Here is an 18,290-nt window from a genome sequence, read left to right on the forward strand (position 1 = left end):
CATGAGAATATTAATCATTATACTGGCACTGGGATTGCAAACCGTACAAGCTCAGAATTATACAGTGATACATGTAATCGGAAAAATCTACGACAGCAATAGCAAAACGTATTTGAAATCCGGATCTAAATTGAATGAAGGATCAAAACTGAAATTTGAAACGCCAAATGCTCGTGCTGCAGCTCTTAGCTCATCTAGAGGACGGTACGTCATTCAAAAACAAAGTAACCAAGAAAGCAGCAATGACCTGGCTTACACTCTCTCGGCTGTTCTTTCACCGGCTAGAGGCAAAATGAGTACGCGCGCTGGAGGCATCAACAACCAAATGGATTTTGTAAAAAAGTTTGGAGAGAATTCGATTGCAATTGTTGGAGGCAAGTATGAAACTGCCGTTTCACCAACCTCCTACCCATCGGATGATTCCAGGTTTTTTTATGCCAGCTACACTTTCAATGAAGAGACCATCAACAAAAAATTAGATGTTACAGATGGAAACTTAGTGTTTAACACGAGCACGTTCTATGCGGTAGATGGCTTAGCCATAGATCCAAAACAAACGTCGAACACAAAACTCTTTTACTACGATAGTAACAAGGAAGAATCCACTGAAATTACTGCGCTAAACTTCACAGTAGTAAGCGACACTGAATTTGAATCCATAAGCAACTCATTGGCAGGGTTAAGTCAAGAAGAGCAAAAACAAAGCATGCAAGAAATTATCAGCTCACTCTACGGATCATGTGATCCATCGAGCATTGAGGCTGCGCTTCAAGCCTTGAATTAATGAAGAAAAATCGAATCTTTCTCTGGTTGGGGATCGTGGTCAATGCTTTGGCCATGATCCTTTTAACGTTCTATTTCATGAGCTTACCTTGGCTGGCTGGAGATGAAAAATTATTGATTTGGAGTACTTCCGCAATCAAATTTGCCAATCGAGAAATACCAAATTCTGAAGAGTTTGCACTGATCAATACCTCATATGACCTGCAACTTATTGACCGATTGGATGATTTTGGTTTTCCCGTAGGACAAAGAGTGATTACCGACCGCGAAAAACTGACCATTGTTTTAGACGCCATAGCGAAAGCAGAAAACCCTCCCAAGTATATTATTTGTGATATCCATTTTCTGGACTCCACTGCATACGATGTGGGATTGGATACTACGTTACAAAAATTTGACAACCTGATCATCTCCTATCACCTCAACGATTTTGGAGAAATTGAAACACCTATTTTTCGAGAAGTTAATCGGGGACTTTCTGACTATGTGATAGGCAGTGTATTTGATGGTGTATATAAGTATCAATTATTACATCATGACAGCCTAAAACTCACTCCATTGAAAGTATTCGAAGGTTTGAGTGGAGTTCAATCTCAGTCCTTTGGTCCTTTTGTGCAAATTGGAGATCGATGGACACCCAATAATTTCATTATGAATTATCGATTGCTTCAAAAGGATATTGAAAATATTGAAGCTGGCTTCAACCCGGTAAACATGGGCGAATTACTCTATCTAGCAGAACAGGATATTCAGAACTTTGTTGCTGGAAAAATAGTGGTGATAGGTGACTTCTTTGAAAATGACATGCACGAAACGCTATTCGAAATCACTGCAGGCCCACTGATACTGCTCAATGCCATACTCAATATCCAATCGGGAGACACCTACGTTAATTCTTGGTTTTTCCTACTCCTTTTCCTAAGCTATTGTTACTTCAGCTATATGGTATTTGTAGAAGGTGATTATATGGAAAGTCGGATCACCAAATACTTTGGTGCAGTCAAGTTGGCCAATTATTTAGCTGGATTTATGAGCTATCTGATTTTACTTACAATTCTTTCCTGCATCACATTTTTCATATTCAACATTCATCTGAATGTCTTTTTTCTGGCTATTACCTTTTACCTGATGGACAAATTAGTCGGATTTACATATGCCAAAATGAAGCCTTAGTTACTTTGATTCATAATTGATTCCGCTTGATCAAAAAGTTGAACGGCTTGCATATAAATCTCATTAGTCTGATTGTATATAGGGTAGAAACCATCGTTATTCCAAACCCCTCTAGCAATCTGGGCTTTCAAATACAGTTTGATTAGACTTTTAGAATGTATGAATTGTTTCTCATTATAAACCAGTCCGCTTTCTTCGGCTACTGCTACTAAGTCTTTCAACATTTTCTCGCTTACTTCAAAGTCTGCAAAAAATTTATCAAACCCACCACTTTCGAGTTCCGCTCTATTAGAATCTGAGTAAGTCAAAGAATACTCTCTAATCGCATTAGTTGTAAATAATTTATTCAGATAAGAAGAATTTCCAGCGGTATCCATTGGAATAAAGTAGTCTGGCATGATGCCCCCTCCACCATACACGGTTCGTCCTTTCACTGTTTGATACTTCAATGTATCATTCTGGTGAATACTGTCTGCATTGTACAATTCTCCAGAACTGTATCTATTGTAGATGTCACTATAATAATCGTCCTTACCTCCTTCATAAGAACGCTGAATAGACCTGCCACTTGGTGTATAATATCTTGAAATCGTCAAACGCAATTCGGATCCATCCGACAAGTCTATCGGCATCTGAACTAATCCTTTTCCAAAAGATCTCCTCCCAACAACTAGTCCTCTATCATTGTCTTGAATAGCACCAGAGACAATCTCTGAAGCAGATGCACTGCCTTCATCAATCAAAACAATAAGTGGACGATCTTCAAAAAGCCCTGTACTGCCGGCTCGGTGTTCTTGGTTATATCTGAATTCCTTTCCTTTTGTAAAAACAATCATCGGATCGCCAGGCAAAAATTCATCTGCCATTTGAATGGCCATACTCATATATCCTCCAGGATTTCCGGTCAGGTCCAAAATCAATTTTTGCAGACCTTGCTCATCCAATTTGTCCAATGCAGATTTGAATTCATCATAGGTAGTCGCAGTAAACCTATTGACTTTGATATATCCAATTTCTTTATCTATCATGTAAGATGCATCCACAGAAAATTGAGGGATTTTATCTCTGATGATATCAAAATCTAAAAGGTCTTCATTATTTTTTCTTAAGATAGACACCGTTACCTGTGTGCCTTTTGGCCCTCTCAACCGGTCTAATACGCCTCTAGTCTTGATGCCAATACCTGCCACATTTTCTTCGTCTACTTTTATGATCTTATCGCCAGTCAACAATCCTACACGTTCTGACGGGCCTCCACTCAAAGGGGCAACGACATAAATGGTGTCTCTGAAAATGTTGTATTCGATCCCTATACCATCAAAATTACCTTCTAATTGAGAGCGACTATATTCTTGTTCTTCTTTCGGAATATAGGCTGTGTGGGGATCCAATTCCTCCAACATGTCTGTGATGGCTTTTTCTACTAAATCCTCGGTAGCCACTTCATCCACATAGTTGTTATCTACATAGTTGAGAATTTCGCGAAATTTATGAAGTGATTTTGCCAAATCAGACCCACCATTCGTAGAGCTTGTCATATTCGCTCCTATAAATATCCCAGCAGCAATGGCAATCGATAAAAAAAGAGGAAGCCTGATTTGGGCTTTAGTATTTTGAATTTTCATAGACCTAGAAATATAGTAGTATTCCTTTTACGAGGAAAGTATCTATAAGATACCAAAAAAGGGGTCTTAATTCAATTGACAGTAGGAAACAAAAAAGACTGGCCTACCAAGTATCCCAGTCTTTTTCATGATTACTTACTTTTTCATTTGGTAGTACAAATGGGCAAATCGCCGCACCAACAAACAAAACTGCAATTATAATTATCATTGTCATATCGAACCAGATTTTAAATTGAAGGCCAAAGATAATCCGTTCTAATCATACCACAAATCAGATTAATATTATTGTGGAAATTAAATGTGCCCTTGTGACAACATCGCATCAGCCACCTTTACATAACCAGCAATGTTTGCTCCTTTTACATAATCCACATACTCATCGTCAATACGGCCGTATTTTTCACAATTCTCATGTATGGATTTCATAATATCCTTGAGTCTTTGATCCACTTCTTCGCTGGTCCAACTCAGTCTCATGCTATTCTGTGACATTTCCAAACCAGATGTTGCCACACCACCTGCGTTTGAGGCTTTGCCAGGACTAAAAAGAATTCTATGCTCTCTAATCAAAGCCAATGCGCCTTCCGTAGTTGGCATATTTGCTCCCTCAAATACCCCGATACACTTATTGTCAATCAAGGTTTGCATATCTTCTTCAGGCAATTCATTTTGTGTAGCGCATGGAAAGGCCAAATCGACTTTCGCATGCCAAGGAGTCACATCTTTATTGAACTGCGCACTTTTATATTTTTTGGCGTACTCGCTGATTCGTCCTCTTTTTTCATTTTTCAATTCTTTAATGAATGCCAATTTTTCTTCATCAATTCCTTCAGAGTCATAAATATAACCTTGAGAATCTGACACAGTCACTGGTCTCGCCCCAAGATGCAATAACTTCTCAATAGTATATTGAGCCACATTGCCACTCCCTGATACTGCACATAACTTCCCTTCGATCGAATGTCCATGCGCCTTTAACACCTCGTCGGCAAAATAAACAGTGCCATAACCTGTGGCCTCTGTTCTTATCAAGCTACCACCGTATTGAAGCCCTTTGCCAGTCAAAACACCAGCAAATTCGTTTCGCAATCTCTTATATTGTCCAAACATATACCCAACTTCTCTGCCGCCTACGCCTATATCGCCAGCTGGCACATCAGTAAATCCACCGATATGCTTAGAAAGCTCTGTCATGAAACTTTGACAAAATCGCATAACCTCTGCATCTGACTTTCCCTTAGGGTCAAAATCACTACCTCCTTTTCCTCCTCCTAGTGGCAACGTGGTCAAGCTATTCTTAAATACCTGCTCAAATGCCAAAAATTTGAGAATACTTAGATTCACTGTAGGATGAAACCTCAATCCCCCTTTATACGGGCCTATGGCTGAATTCATCTGCACTCGAAATCCTCGATTTATTTGATAATTACCATTGTCATCAACCCATGGGACACGGAATATTACAGCGCGCTCTGGCTCACACATTCTTTCCAGTACATTGGCTTCCTTATATTTAGGATGGGCTTCATTGAAGGGAATAATCACTTCAGCTACTTCACGAACTGCTTGAATAAATTCAATTTCACCGGGGTTTCTAGCCTCAATACTTTTCATAAAAGTATCAACAGCCTGTGACATGTTCTTTGACATGGAATTACATTTTTGGGTTATAAATCTGAGTCAATATTAGGTAATTCTCGCGCATAATCCTGTCTTCAACTTTGATATTTTCTACGTCATTTAATTAATATGAATGTGCCTCATAGCTATTAGCCATCTAATTCATGATTATTTAATACAATGATAATTGAAGTAGCTAGACGTTGTCTAACTGAATTCGTTGTTTTGATTAAGCACCAAAACACAGAAAAATATGAACACAACTCCCACTACACCAGATTTAATTGATGCTTTAAGAACGCTGAAAAAAGAAGATCAAATGGATCTAATCAACTACATCAATAGTAGATACTTGAATCCTTCAAAGGTTTCGGAAGGCTATCGAAAGAATGCCATAAATCAAATAAAAAAAGCATTGGATTATTAGTGTTTTTGATAAAAGACAGGAGCAAATTAGCCGAAGTACGTATCTCACCTAAATTTCTTTTTAGGTAAATGGCGTATTTATTTCATGAAATATTGGTCCTAATTTTGAAGTAGCTATTAAGAATTCAATCAGTTCACTAAATACAACAGAAAATGGATCAACTAGCAACAGTCTTGGAAATCATGCAAAATGTGAGATCACTAGACACAGACCAAAAAAATAATGTGATGCAATATGTCAAAGACATGTCATCAATGAATAATCAAACTGAGGAAAATTATAGAAAGAAAGCAATCAGCGAAATCCGCTCTGCTTTGAAACAACAGGCTTCTTTCTAATCTTCTGAAAGTACGATAATTTCATCCTGAGCGGTCAACTCTATCATGTCTGACTTCTTAGGGTTTACTACTACACCATAGGCTTCATTAGGATCTTTGCTCTTGGCAAGTACTCTATACCCTAGTGCCACTTCATTTTTACGTGCTGCTGATTCTAGTATAGTGTAGAAATTCACTGGCTCACCCGTCGCCACATATTCTGTAGCCGGCTTGATATAAATCTCCGATCCATCCGCATCGAAGAGATCTTCAAATACACGCATCAAAAATTTGTTTTCTGATACCTGTGTCATCAGCAAACTCAGTAGCTTATCACTTACAATAAAGTCATCTGCACTTGTAATATCCGCTAACAATCGGTTTTTCATATCGATCATTTCACTCACAAGATTCAAATGCTTCTCTGTTCTTTCAGCTATACTTCTAATATGCAATAATGTAATAAGGGTTTGAGCATCTGCTTCTTGAACAGGGAAATGCTGTTCGTAACAAAGCAATATAATGTAATCGTAGCTAGGTATTTCTAACTTCTCTAATGTCTCTCGATCAGTTGTTTCTGCGCGTTTGAATTCAACCGTAAGGTTCTTCAATGTCGGCTTCAATCGTTGGATTACTGTAACTGGATCTTCGAACTTAGACACAACCTTTACTGTAGAACCAAAAGGTGCATATTGATCTAGTTCACGTATAATATTCTTCGCTCTGTCATTCCAACCTATGATTAGAATTTGCTCTTCAGTAGTTTCTTCTTCTGGTCGCTCTAATAATCTGTCGCTTTCAATTTCATAATCGGTCAAACCAGAAGGCACCAAAGTATCATCATCTTCAGTAATTCCTATCACTTGATCTCCTTCATTGAAGACGGTGTCCATAGGAGGATTGATTGCTACAGTACCATCAGCAAACTGTAACCCCATAATCGCTGAATCTTCGTAAGCAAAGATGATTTCACGGAAAGTCTTGCCAACCAGAGTAGGTTCTGGCATAAAGTATATCTCATCGCCATCGTAATCCATTAACTCTATGTACACGACACTCAAACCAGACTGTCTACTGGTCTGTACCATAATTCTAGAAATGAAATCATCAGATAAAATAAGTTCTACCTCATCCTGACCTACCATTTTAGCTACTTCATAGTTTTTACTATCTTGAATTTCCGCTGTAATATGGTAAGGTTCTTCTCTCCTTTTTGGGTTGGTTACAATCGCAACGATTGTTTTGATTATTTGTGAATCAGAGTTTTCATTGTCTTTATCTAAGACGATGATCGACTTAGAATTGAATGGGTTGGCAATGTAGATATCATCAATATCAATTGGGCTACCTGTTCGGCAGATCACTCGGGTATTGGCTGTGTCGCCTACTTTTAGTCGAATTTCATCTTCCATTTCGACTTTATCCTTTTCAGCCAGAATTACAATTACCCCTTCCTTGAGGTTTTCATTGGCTTCAATTAATTCCGATATGATTGTGAAGATTTTTGAGGACCAGCCTAAGATCAGAGTATGATCTTTTTCAATTACAAATGAACGCCCTTTTCTTAGATCCTCCAGTTTGGTCAAGATACCGTTGGATACCAAACCAATCAATGTAGAGAGCACAACTACACCAACTAATGTAACTGCTAATAAGTAGACCCTAAGCGCCCAGCCTCCGGTAGTGTTTCCTAAAGTTCCTGGATCCAACATGTGAATCATATTTTGCCAAAGTGATTCTGGGTAACCGATGCTTTCACCCACTTCTACTTCAAAGCCAGTCATTACCAAAATAACTGCAAGTATGACAACTAGAATAAGGGTCAAAATTCCCAATCCTCCAATTAGAGTCATGGTACCTTTCGACACATAATTATCAAATTGATATTTGAGTTTAGCAATTAGAGAGGAGCTATTATTCATTGATTCAGGTCGTAGCTAAAGTATATCTTATTCATTTGGAATAGCGGCCGAAAAATTGATCTATGTAAGATAAAATTTTTCAGCTTATTTGGGCAAAAATAATCCAATAATGGAAAAACAACTGTTTTCTATTGATTATATATTAGATGTTTAGATGCTAAATGATCGCCTCAGCTCGAATTGGCGAAATTATTGATTGATTCAAATGTTTTTATCTTCGTACAAGAATTTTGAAAATGTCAAAAACCCTATTCTTTTCCACAAAAGCGAGTCTATGGATGATCCGTGGTCTAAGCACTTTAATCTTTTGGACAATTTGCCTTAACTCATTGGCTCAAGACTATTCACTTGAGATCAATACTACCTCAATTATGGTCGACGGACAAAAATTCAGTGGTTATTCCACCGCATTTACTCAACCTTACAAGGACATAAAAAAAGAGTGGTGGAGATATGTAAATGCAAGAACCATCATTTTCAACAAAAAAACTCATCTAGTGCTGACCGTTCCTTCCAAAGGAAAAGAGACCAATGAGCCCCTTAAATTCATGTCTCAGCTCGCAGAGCCCAAACACAACAATCCATCGACCTTGAAGGTTGCGCTGATCAAAGAGGGTGTTCCAGAAGATCAACTATCCAAATTAGACCATCAAGTGAAATATCTATTAAAAGATTTTAAAGTTGATTATTTCACCACACTGGTTCAGGAAAAAATTGATACTCAGGAGTCCATAGTCAAGAAAATTAGTCAGGAAATGGACGAATACCTTTTGGACAACAGTAAACTTCAGCTGCGCATTGAAAAGAAACCAGAAGAGAAAAACGAAATAGCTCAAAAACTAAATGCCAACACAGAAGAAATCGAGAAACTGCAGGCTAAACTTTCGGTCAATCAGAAAAAGCTCGCTCAGTATAAAAAAGAATTGACCCTCATAAAGTAAAAAAGGCAGCCACCTGGCTGCCTTTTCTCTTGATTAATATATCCTTAAAATGTATGAGTATATTTCATTTCAAACAAACGACCCGGCTTAAATAAAGAGAATAGCTCCTCTTGATTACCAAATTTATAAACCTGTTGTTGGCTTTGGTTTAATAAGTTCTTAGCACTGAAGCTCACTTGAGATTTAGCTGCTTTCCCAAAAGTTTTTGATACTTTCAAGTTTAAGCTATGGAATGGCTTGGTGTAAACATCTGGGACATTGGATGTACCAATGAATGTAATTGTTTCTCCTTGTACATTGTATGAAAGGTTACCAGTCAACCCTAAAAGATGGTTGTCATAATTCAAGTATCCGTTGACTACAAATGGTGACTGACCACTCATATCACGATACTGCGCCACACCTTCTTCAGTTCCTTTGTAAGCCACTTCACTATCATATTCTGACTGACCCTCTTCGTTTACTACTACAGTCTTTCTATTTACCTTAGAAACTACCAATGATATATTACCCCCAACGGATACATTCTCAAGTGCAGAACTAATCATTCCTAAATTCTTTCTTACTTCGAATTCAGTACCATAAACAGAAGCTTCTCCTACATTTCTTGGTTTCAACTGTCCTGGACTGTTTGGAAAGAAAATCAAAGCGATGTGATTAGTGAAATCTTTGTAGAAGAATGAAACTGAGAACATTTCACTCGCTGTAAAAAAGTACTCCCATCTCAAATCATAATTCAAGATTTCTGCCTGTTTAATGTCTAAATTTCCTGAGAACCTTGTTCTAGTAATTGGATCCTCAATAAATGCTGATGACTTCTCTTTGAAGGATGGTCTTGCTAAAGTTTTGTTGAAAGATGCTCTTAGATTCATATCGTCTCTCAAAGCGTAGACTAAGCTTACAGAAGGCAGTAGATTCGTTTCGGCTAATGTTTTTACATTGTCCAATTCTTCACTCGTGTTGTCTTCATTCAAACGAACACCAGTATAGTGCATTTGTACATTTTCTACACGTACACCATAGATTGATTTCAACTTTGGCGTTACTTGCATTTCGTTCATCAAATAACCTGCGAAAATGTTTTGCCTTCCTTCATAGTTATTGTAATCGTTGCTATTATCCTGGATGTATAATCCTTTAGGGTTTGATGAAGAATAAAGATTTTCTTCGGACAAGATCCAGTTTGGATCGTTGTATTTTACATCAAATGTTTCCAGTGGCTCATAGGCATATTGATGTACATCAAACTCTCTATTTCTGAATGTCATCAAACCTCCAGACTTCAATTTATTATTGTCATTTAGATTGTATGTAAAGTCTACTTTGAAGCTTTCACTCACTTCGTCCAATTCTCTCCAGAATCTGTTGATTGCTCCACCGTTTTTGAATCCAAACCTTCCATCATCTTCATTGATTCTTGTGTCTCTATAATCAGGGTCACTAATTTTTGAAAACAACAAAGAGTTTGACCATTCGATTTTCAACTTATCGAAGTTGTGCTTACCATAAATGATGCTGTTGGTCAAAGATCGCTGAGTATAAGCCAATATATCGTTATGGATGTTTGTAGGGTTATTCAATGAAGTGAAGTTCAATTCTCTTTTCATTGCTGTAGAAACACCGTTTTGTGTATGAAGCAAACTTGTACCAATCGTATGATTATCTGTTTTAGCTGCCAAAGTGGCCAATCCACTCCACAACACATTGCTAGTACTCAAATCACCAATACCTGTATAATCTCTTACCAAAGAAACCTCGCTAGTTGTTCTGTCCTTTTCATATCTTTTTCTTACGAAATCATCGTAAAAAACATTTGTGCTTTTATAATTGAAAATGGCATTGTATCCCCAGGTAACTTTTTCTCCTTCAATCTGATTTCTATGCAATACCGAAAGACCAGTGTTCATGAAGTTGCGCTCTTTATGGACACCCAGTGTAGGGTTGAATTTTCTCGTAACGCCAGCAACAAATTCATCAGGCTGAGTTGGAATGATAGTTCCGGCTGGTATAGGCAATTTTCGCTGGCCATCGTCCCATCCCAAAAAGTCAGTCCCAGATCCTTTATAACTCACATTGCTGGAATTAAAGTGCATGTCAGGATTATAACCCAGAGAAAGAGAAACTGATGTCGTTTTTTCGTCAGGGAAAGCCTTTGTCTGTATATCCACTAAACCTCCAGCGAAATCACCGTTTAGATTTGGACTGAAAGTCTTATAAACCATCACATTCTCCAATATCGCAGTTGGGAAAATGTCTATTTGCACGTCATTTCTGTCTGGATCCAAACCAGGAACTATCATTCCGTTCATTGAAGTCTTAGTGTATCTATCTCCAAGTCCTCTTACATATACATATTTGCCCCCTTGAACAGTAACACCCGTTACTCTTTTCATGGCAGATGACAAATTACTATCCCCTACTTTCTTAAATGCTGCTGATGATATCCCATCAATAGTATTTGCTGATTTTTTCTGAATGGACATCAAAGCCACTTCATTGTCCCTTATTTGCTCAGCAGTAACCACTACAGCTTCCAATTGTTGAACATCTTCAGAAAGTGTTACATTAATGTTGGTCACTTCACCTTCGGTGATTACTACACCTTCGATGATTTGTGGTTGATACGAGACAAACTGAATGACAATGTTGTGTGTGCCTGCATCAAGCGCTAGCGAGAAGTTACCGTCGAAATCGGCTACTGAACCTTGGATGGTTCCTTGTTTAGTCACGGTGGCTCCAAACAGACCTTCGCCATTAGCTCCGTCAATTACTTTACCTCTTAAAAATCCTTGCTGCGCTATTGAAACAGTGGCAGCACTAATGATCAATCCTATTGTTAATAATACCTTATTCATTTTCTGATATTCTAATTTTAATGCAAAACTAGAGTCTCCATATTCCTTGTGTATTTTCAATGTTTTATGAAATGTTTAATATTCCGACACGATTTATCAATTGAATAACATAATGGTAACATTCACCAACTCACTGTAATTCATTTGACATAATAGGTTCTCCAAAACAGAAAAGGCCCGGACTCCCGATAGCTATCGGGAAGCCAGAGCCTTTATATTCAGAAAATGAATCTTAAATTTCTTTCTGCTTACTCCTGGTTTCTTACTCGTCGAAGCTCTTGGTATACACTTCGAATGAATCTGCAGAAACCTTAGAGAAAACTAGACTTCCGGTAGCCACATTAGAAGCAGCATCTTCAGACTCTTCCAAAGACTCAGAATCGAATGAAGCTGACAACTTCACTTTACCACTCTTGAATACAACATTAGTAACAGTACCTTTTGCCTTTGATTTGAAGTCTGCATTGGTGTCAGTTTCATCGATTGAGTAGATGGTACCGTTTGTCAAAGTGAATGACTTGTCCAGAGATCCTTCTCTACCATCGATTTCCAATCCTTCGTCAGAATTCTTGTCTACATGTACTACGAAGTTCTTCACTTCACCAGCGTAAGACTGATCAATATCAATCGCATCATCTCCTACTGCATAAACCAAAAGGTTAGTCACATTTACAGTACCTCCGAAGAACTCTACTCCATCATCAGAGTTGGCATACACTTCGACGTATTCTATGGTGGTTCCTGTACCTACTCCTCCTAAAGTCAAACCGTTGATCTCGCTACCTTCAGCGATCTCAGCTCCGCCATGTCTAATTGAAACATACTTGATAGTACCTGAGTTATCAGCAGCATCATCTCCACCATACTGACCATTGCTATCTTCAGCATCAACTCCTTCGATTTGAGGATTTTCTGTCTTTGCACTTACAGGTGCTTTACCTAAAACTACCAATCCACCCCATTTTCCTTTGGAGTCTTTATCCAATTTAGTTCCTGCCAATTCTCCAGGCTGGATGTCATCATCTGATGAAGTCATGATAATTGGCTCCGTAGCTGTTCCTTCGGCCATCAACTTTCCGCCTTTAGCAATCATCAAAACAGCAGCGTTTGCCCCAGAAAGTGATGCATCTCCTTTTATCACTGTTCCTGCCTGAATAGTCAATGTCACACCGTCAACGACGGTAACTCTTGTTTTCAACAAGTACACATTGTCTTTAGTCCACTCCGTATTCTCATCGATATTGGCAGTAACTTCTACCACCGGAGCTTCATCTGCTCTCACTCTTGAACCCGCTGGCGCGTTAGTCAATGTCCAATCATCAAATACTGTTTCGTCTGAAGCACCTGTAGCTGTATCGTCAGAGGAAGCAACAGCATCTACGGCTACTTGAGTAGCTTCAATAGCAGCTTCTTGTAGTTCCTCCTGAGTTGGATCTGGAATCAGATCATCGATCGGATCATCATCATCACATGAAACCATCAATCCCATTGTTGTAAACACGAATAATAGTGCTAATAACTTTTTCATTTTTTCTCTTTTAAATATTCTGATATTATGTTTTTCAAAATTTGTACTGCAAAACTGTACAAGTGATATTATCAGGTGTGGAAGTAGTGGTTACCTTTCTGTTAAAAGAACCTTATAATGTGTTATTGCTATTTTATCAATGTTAAGGAAATGTGAAGCGGGTTAACAAAAAAGGCAGTTCCATCTCTGGAATTGCCTTTTTCATTTTTTTTCATCGTCAGGTCACTTCACCATATTGATATTGACCTTGTTCAAAATAGTATGGATAATGTCGTGGGTGGTGACACCATCTACCTCTGCTTTCTAGTTCAATATGTTTGAGAAATCAGGAATGTCTAATACAGACAACATTTTATCTATTCGATGAGTAAGTCCTTTCAGTGAATTTCATACTACTGATAGATTTTGAATGACAGCAGCCCATCAGTCAGTTCCATTTGATTGCCATTTCCATCGTATAGAACACAATGAAAAGATGCTTTAATCTGAGCCTCCCATATGCTGATCTCATCTCTTTGAGTAATTTCCAGCTCACTACCAGATTGGTCACCTATACCAATATCTGATGACCACAAAACACCGGATTTATCTGTGTAATTAAACACAATTCCCTCAACATGATCTTCCTCCAATTCGGCTCTTTTCCCAAAACCTAGACTTTCTCCCTCCTTAAAAATTTCGGTTAAGACTTCACTAGAAGAACTGCCATCTTCAATCTTGATGATGAGTTGCATCTTAGCTTCATATTGATCCGACAATAAGTCTTCACCCCATTCAAAATCTACAACATCCAACCAATACTGATTCGTCGGTCCATAATTTGAAGAAGTTGTTGCGTACTTGTATTTGCTACCAATTTTATCATTGACACCATCTACTTTTGCAAAAAAGTAATAACCCGTCAAATTTTCAATAGAATTTTCTACGTCCTTCAAAGGAATGTTGGTAAATGAACCTTCGGATATTTTAATTTCCTCTCCTGTTTTGTAGCTGATAACCGTTGCTGAAAAAGAACCGCTAACCAAATTATTCACCACGTCAAATTTGGAAATAGTAAGCGTGCCCAAGCCTGACTCTGTATTAGAACTATAGCTTACGTAATTTTCCGATTCTGGCGTGAATCTGACCGCACTATATGTTTCTGAAGACAGGTCAAAAACACCATCGCGAGCTTCAGCCAGAGAAAACATTAATTCCCCTTGTTCGGTCGTGGCTTTAATATAAAAATATGTATCTCCAAAGCTTGCCTCTACATTTGAACTTTTGAATTGCTTACCATCAATTAGAGTCAACAACTCTCCTTCTGTCGCATTGGGAAGTTCGGAACTGGATTCATCACAAGATTCGAACAATATTGAAAACACAATAAGCATTAAAAATTTATTCCATTTGATTGTGCAAACGTTTTTGAAGAGGTTGTTCCAGTTCATGTAGGTTGTGTTTAGTTTATAGATACTTTATTTAAAAGTTAAATAGTCTTGTGGGCAACTGTATATGATCAGCCTAAAGTATAATTGATTTTCATTGTCGAAATTAAATATAGGCGGTGACTCGATTACTTCACCATATTGATATTGACCTTGCTCAAAATGGTATTGATAATATCGTGAGTAGTGACACCGTCAGCCTCCGCTTCATAGTTCAAAATGATACGATGGTTGAGTACATCCGGAGCCACTTCCTTGATGTCTTCCGGCAAGACGAAATCCCGTCCTTCCAAGAACGCAATGGCCTTTGCTGCCAAATTCAAATTGATAGAAGCACGTGGAGATGCCCCGAATTGTATGTAATGTGCCTCATCTTTCATTCCAAACGACTCTGGATCTCTTGTAGCAAAGATGAGCTCAATAATGTAACGCTCTAATGATTCCGACAGGTTTACACTGTTGATCTCATTTCGTATGGCGAAAATATCTTCTTTGGTCAGTATCGTATCCACCTTGCTATCGAATGTCATATTAGACATTCTTCGCATAATTTCTAGTTCTTCATCCTTTGATGGATACCCCACATGCACCTTCATCATAAATCTATCTACCTGTGCTTCAGGCAATGGGTAAGTTCCTTCCTGATCCACCGGGTTCTGTGTGGCTAGCACTAAAAATGGCCGATCCAATTCATAAGTCGTCTCGCCAATAGTTACCTGCTTCTCCTGCATAGACTCAAGCAAGGCAGACTGTACTTTGGCTGGAGAACGGTTCACTTCATCCGCCAAAATTAAGTTGGCGAAAATGGGTCCCTTTTTCACCTCGAAATTTGAAGCCTTTTGGTTATAAATCATGGTACCTAGCAAATCCGCAGGTAGCAAATCAGGAGTAAATTGAATTCTTTTGAAGTCTAGGTGTAGCACATTAGCGAGTGTATTGACTGTCAATGTTTTCGCCAGACCTGGCACACCTTCCAAAAGGATATGTCCTTGAGTGAACAATCCGACCATCAACCGATTGATCATATATTTCTGACCAACTACTACTTTATTTACTTCAGTATAAATCTGATTGATTTTTTCCTGATGTGCCTTTTTACTATCTACGCTTGCCGTTGCTTCCATTTTTGTAGTTTATTCTTTACTAACCAAACAAAACTAATCCACTTTGGGTAAGTTTTAAAACCCAAAACGTATATCACACTAATGTTGCTGTTAAAAATTGTTAAGTACTACTGATGGGTAGGTTTCAGTAGATCGTTTACTGTTTTCACAGGGTTAAAAGTGGAAATAGGCACCTCTACAAATAAGGTAATCCAGTCCGCCATGGCACCATTCCACAATCCCGGTAGTTCCATAGCTTTGAGATCTTTCCCATTTTTTGATTTCTGTGTGATAAATCCTGTTTTGTTATCTCTATACTTCAACAAATCAAATTTTTCACCCTTGCAATCTTTCACTCCACAAACCAAATCAACCGGATTGAAGTGTGAAGACTGCTTTAAAATATCAACTTGTGTTGCATCAGACATATCAATCTGAGCTGTTTCTGCAATCTGCAATGATGAACCACTTTCTCCTTTCACCCAAAAAGGTCCTCCACCTGGTTCTCCTGTATTTTCTACCATTCCACAAACGCGAATCGGTCTATCTAAATACTTTACTAGTTCGCCTGAATCATCAAAATTCAAATCAACTCCATACTTAGATTTAAGCGTATCAACTGCTTCAGCAAAACAATCCTCCCCTTTTTTCAAGCGATTTTGCCAGTTAAACGAATCGGCTTGAAATGATAGTAGCAAACTGGCCAGAGCTTTTTTGTAAGTAATTGTATCTGACTTCAAATGATCAGGCACCACATTGTCTATATTTTTTACAAATATTACATCGGCATCCAGGTCATTCAAATTTTCCAACAAAGCACCATGCCCTGCTGGCCTAAAAAGCAATTGCCCATTGTCAAAAAATGGCTTATTGCTTAAATCTACGGCAATGGTGTCTGTAGACTTTTTCTGTTGCGAAAAAGAAACATCAAATTTCACCCCAAGTGTTTGTTCATACACCGGAATCACGTTTTGTAATTTTGATTCAAACTTCTGTTGATGCTCAGGTGAAACAGTAAAATGCAGGCTTACTAATCCGTTTTTACAGGCATACTTCGCTCCTTCAATCAAGTGCTCTTCTATTGGCGTTTTTGACCTACCCTCTTCTTGATGAAAATCAAGAAGTCCTTTAGGTAAACTTCCATAACCCAAGCCGGATTCATCCAGCAATGCATTCACGATGGCTTTATGGTTTTTTGAATCCAAAAGATCATCTATTTCATGACCCAGAGTTTTTAAGACATCCTTCAATTGTTCATAAAATGCAAAATCTTCAAGTCTTGAAATGAAATTTTCAGAACCTGAATTCAATTCATTTGTTGCCACATATTCGAAAAGCTCTTTGAACATTCGGGTTGCAGCGCCAGAAGCAGGAACGAATTTCACAAGCTTTTTACCTGCAGAAGAACGATTATAATTGGCAACCAATTGATCAATCTGTTCGGTTGTCAATTGGGTAATACCATCTCCAACTGTTGCGGGACGGTCCAGGTCTAAAAAAGGGAATCCCGTTCCAAAATCTTTTATTTGATTTTCAATCGCGCTCACTTGTGCTCCGTGAGCTATTATTTGCGCCTCTTCTGTTGCGCTAAAAGCATGCATATTTAGAATCTCTTTAATTGAAAAATGAATCAACAAACTCATGTTTGTTGAACACTTGAAGGTCTTCAACACCCTCTCCAACACCTATGTATTTTACCGGAATTTTGAATTGATCCGAAATACCAATTACTACTCCTCCTTTTGCGGTGCCATCCAACTTGGTAATGGCCAAAGAAGAAACATCTGTGGCTTTGGTGAATTCTTGAGCTTGTATAAAAGCATTCTGTCCAGTACTACCGTCCAAGACTAGCATGATCTCATTAGGAGCATCGTCTACAAACTTTTGAATCACTCTTTTGATCTTTGTCAACTCATTCATCAAATTGACTTTGGTATGCAATCGACCTGCCGTATCTATGATAACAATATCGGCATTTTGTTCTACAGCGTGCTTCACGGCATCATAGGCCACTGCTGAAGGATCAGTATTCATACCATGGGCAATTACTGGTACATTTACGCGCTCTCCCCAAAGCTTCAGTTGATCAACAGCAGCCGCACGAAAAGTATCAGCTGCTCCAAGAACTACTGATTTTCCTCTTCGTTGGAATTGAGAAGCCAATTTGCCAATGGTAGTAGTCTTTCCTACGCCATTTACACCTACGACCAAAAGAACATAAGGCTTTTTATCCTCAGGCAATTCAAAATCTGCTTGATTCCCAGAATTGTTCTCTTCTAGTAACCCGGCGATTTCTTCTCGAAGAATCACATTAAGTTCTGCTGTATTAAGGTATTTATCTTTAGCTACTCGCTCTTCTATCCTTTCAATGATTCTGACGGTGGTATCTACGCCAACATCCGAAGTTATCAATACTTCTTCCAATTCATCTAGCAAATCATCGTCTACCGTAGATTTTCCGGCGACGGCTTTACCTAATTTCGAAAAGAAATTTTCTTTTGTTTTTTCAAGACCCTTGTCTAGTGTCTCTTTCTTTTCTTTGGAAAAAATATTGAATAATCCCATAATC

Annotated in this window: 14 protein-coding genes; 5 read left to right on the forward strand and 9 right to left on the reverse strand. The window is 38.3% G+C overall.

Features of this window, described 5'->3' with window-relative positions; genetic code table 11:
* Position 1 precedes the first annotated feature (1 nt).
* Together ACOQO5_RS13545 and ACOQO5_RS13550 are read left to right on the forward strand one after the other, a co-directional pair.
* Complete coding sequence (locus tag ACOQO5_RS13545) at positions 2–784, forward strand: hypothetical protein (RefSeq protein WP_420582228.1); 783 nt, start codon at positions 2–4, stop codon at positions 782–784.
* A complete protein-coding gene (locus tag ACOQO5_RS13550) occupies positions 784–1,956 on the forward strand; it encodes a hypothetical protein (RefSeq protein WP_420582229.1) in 1,173 nt (390 codons plus the stop codon). Before ACOQO5_RS13545 ends, ACOQO5_RS13550 begins: the two co-directional genes overlap by 1 nt.
* Here ACOQO5_RS13550 and ACOQO5_RS13555 read toward each other — a convergent pair.
* Positions 1,953–3,581, reverse strand: coding sequence for a S41 family peptidase (locus tag ACOQO5_RS13555; RefSeq protein ID WP_420582230.1), 1,629 nt, complete (start codon positions 3,579–3,581; stop codon positions 1,953–1,955). The two genes, ACOQO5_RS13550 and ACOQO5_RS13555, sit on opposite strands and share 4 nt — an antisense overlap.
* Positions 3,582–3,875: 294 nt before the next feature.
* Positions 3,876–5,231 carry an NADP-specific glutamate dehydrogenase gene (gene gdhA / locus ACOQO5_RS13560; RefSeq protein ID WP_420582231.1) on the reverse strand — a complete coding sequence of 452 codons (1,356 nt, stop codon included), beginning with the start codon at positions 5,229–5,231 and terminating at the stop codon, positions 3,876–3,878.
* Between the two features lie 223 nt (positions 5,232–5,454).
* Between gdhA and ACOQO5_RS13565 the strand changes: the two genes are divergently transcribed.
* Positions 5,455–5,628, forward strand: a complete 174-nt coding sequence (locus ACOQO5_RS13565; protein WP_420582232.1) for a hypothetical protein — start codon at positions 5,455–5,457, stop codon at positions 5,626–5,628.
* 152 nt (positions 5,629–5,780) lie between these two features.
* Positions 5,781–5,966, forward strand: a complete 186-nt coding sequence (locus ACOQO5_RS13570) for a hypothetical protein (RefSeq protein WP_420582233.1) — start codon at positions 5,781–5,783, stop codon at positions 5,964–5,966.
* On the opposite strand, the gene ACOQO5_RS13575 is transcribed toward ACOQO5_RS13570, so the two are convergent.
* Complete coding sequence (locus ACOQO5_RS13575; protein WP_420582234.1) at positions 5,963–7,867, reverse strand: CASTOR/POLLUX-related putative ion channel; 1,905 nt, start codon at positions 7,865–7,867, stop codon at positions 5,963–5,965. The two genes, ACOQO5_RS13570 and ACOQO5_RS13575, sit on opposite strands and share 4 nt — an antisense overlap.
* Before the next feature lie 236 nt (positions 7,868–8,103).
* Between ACOQO5_RS13575 and ACOQO5_RS13580 the strand changes: the two genes are divergently transcribed.
* Positions 8,104–8,808, forward strand: coding sequence for a coiled-coil domain-containing protein (locus ACOQO5_RS13580; protein WP_420582235.1), 705 nt, complete (start codon positions 8,104–8,106; stop codon positions 8,806–8,808).
* A gap of 44 nt (positions 8,809–8,852) precedes the next feature.
* Here the strand turns inward: ACOQO5_RS13580 and ACOQO5_RS13585 are convergent, their stop codons facing one another.
* The 6 genes from ACOQO5_RS13585 to ftsY all read right to left on the reverse strand — a co-directional run bounded on the left by ACOQO5_RS13585 (position 8,853) and on the right by ftsY (position 18,286).
* Positions 8,853–11,663 (reverse strand): TonB-dependent receptor domain-containing protein, encoded by a 2,811-nt coding sequence (locus tag ACOQO5_RS13585; RefSeq protein ID WP_420582236.1) that lies wholly within the window; start codon positions 11,661–11,663, stop codon positions 8,853–8,855.
* Between the two features lie 262 nt (positions 11,664–11,925).
* Entirely contained in the window at positions 11,926–13,191 is a 1,266-nt protein-coding gene (locus tag ACOQO5_RS13590; protein WP_420582237.1) for a hypothetical protein, read from the reverse strand.
* 392 nt (positions 13,192–13,583) lie between these two features.
* Positions 13,584–14,621: a DUF6252 family protein gene (locus tag ACOQO5_RS13595; RefSeq protein ID WP_420582238.1), complete on the reverse strand. Its 1,038-nt coding sequence runs from the start codon at positions 14,619–14,621 to the stop codon at positions 13,584–13,586.
* A gap of 125 nt (positions 14,622–14,746) precedes the next feature.
* Positions 14,747–15,742 carry an AAA family ATPase gene (locus tag ACOQO5_RS13600; protein ID WP_420582239.1) on the reverse strand — a complete coding sequence of 332 codons (996 nt, stop codon included), beginning with the start codon at positions 15,740–15,742 and terminating at the stop codon, positions 14,747–14,749.
* A 107-nt stretch (positions 15,743–15,849) separates the two neighbouring features.
* A complete protein-coding gene (locus ACOQO5_RS13605) occupies positions 15,850–17,364 on the reverse strand; it encodes a DUF4301 family protein (RefSeq protein ID WP_420582240.1) in 1,515 nt (504 codons plus the stop codon).
* Positions 17,336–18,286 carry a signal recognition particle-docking protein FtsY gene (gene ftsY, locus ACOQO5_RS13610; protein WP_420582241.1) on the reverse strand — a complete coding sequence of 317 codons (951 nt, stop codon included), beginning with the start codon at positions 18,284–18,286 and terminating at the stop codon, positions 17,336–17,338. The genes ACOQO5_RS13605 and ftsY overlap by 29 nt, the downstream gene beginning before the upstream one ends.
* Between the last annotated feature and the right edge of the window lie 4 nt (positions 18,287–18,290).

It is taken from the genome of Reichenbachiella sp., from assembly GCF_965223055.1.
Lineage (GTDB): Bacteria > Bacteroidota > Bacteroidia > Cytophagales > Cyclobacteriaceae > Reichenbachiella.

Bases quoted from the DNA above. Each gene is read 5' to 3' on its own strand.
- ACOQO5_RS13605 (WP_420582240.1), bottom strand. From the start codon at position 17,364: ATGAGTTTGTTGATTCATTTTTCAATTAAAGAGATTCTAAATATGCAT.
- ACOQO5_RS13590 (WP_420582237.1), bottom strand. From the start codon at position 13,191: ATGAAAAAGTTATTAGCACTATTATTCGTGTTTACAACAATGGGATTG.
- ACOQO5_RS13570 (WP_420582233.1), top strand. From the start codon at position 5,781: ATGGATCAACTAGCAACAGTCTTGGAAATCATGCAAAATGTGAGATCA.
- ACOQO5_RS13555 (WP_420582230.1), bottom strand. From the start codon at position 3,581: ATGAAAATTCAAAATACTAAAGCCCAAATCAGGCTTCCTCTTTTTTTA.
- ACOQO5_RS13580 (WP_420582235.1), top strand. From the start codon at position 8,104: ATGTCAAAAACCCTATTCTTTTCCACAAAAGCGAGTCTATGGATGATC.
- ACOQO5_RS13600 (WP_420582239.1), bottom strand. From the start codon at position 15,742: ATGGAAGCAACGGCAAGCGTAGATAGTAAAAAGGCACATCAGGAAAAA.
- ACOQO5_RS13565 (WP_420582232.1), top strand. From the start codon at position 5,455: ATGAACACAACTCCCACTACACCAGATTTAATTGATGCTTTAAGAACG.
- ACOQO5_RS13545 (WP_420582228.1), top strand. From the start codon at position 2: ATGAGAATATTAATCATTATACTGGCACTGGGATTGCAAACCGTACAA.
- ACOQO5_RS13575 (WP_420582234.1), bottom strand. From the start codon at position 7,867: ATGAATAATAGCTCCTCTCTAATTGCTAAACTCAAATATCAATTTGAT.
- ftsY (WP_420582241.1), bottom strand. From the start codon at position 18,286: ATGGGATTATTCAATATTTTTTCCAAAGAAAAGAAAGAGACACTAGAC.
- gdhA (WP_420582231.1), bottom strand. From the start codon at position 5,231: ATGTCAAAGAACATGTCACAGGCTGTTGATACTTTTATGAAAAGTATT.
- ACOQO5_RS13585 (WP_420582236.1), bottom strand. From the start codon at position 11,663: ATGAATAAGGTATTATTAACAATAGGATTGATCATTAGTGCTGCCACT.
- ACOQO5_RS13550 (WP_420582229.1), top strand. From the start codon at position 784: ATGAAGAAAAATCGAATCTTTCTCTGGTTGGGGATCGTGGTCAATGCT.
- ACOQO5_RS13595 (WP_420582238.1), bottom strand. From the start codon at position 14,621: ATGAACTGGAACAACCTCTTCAAAAACGTTTGCACAATCAAATGGAAT.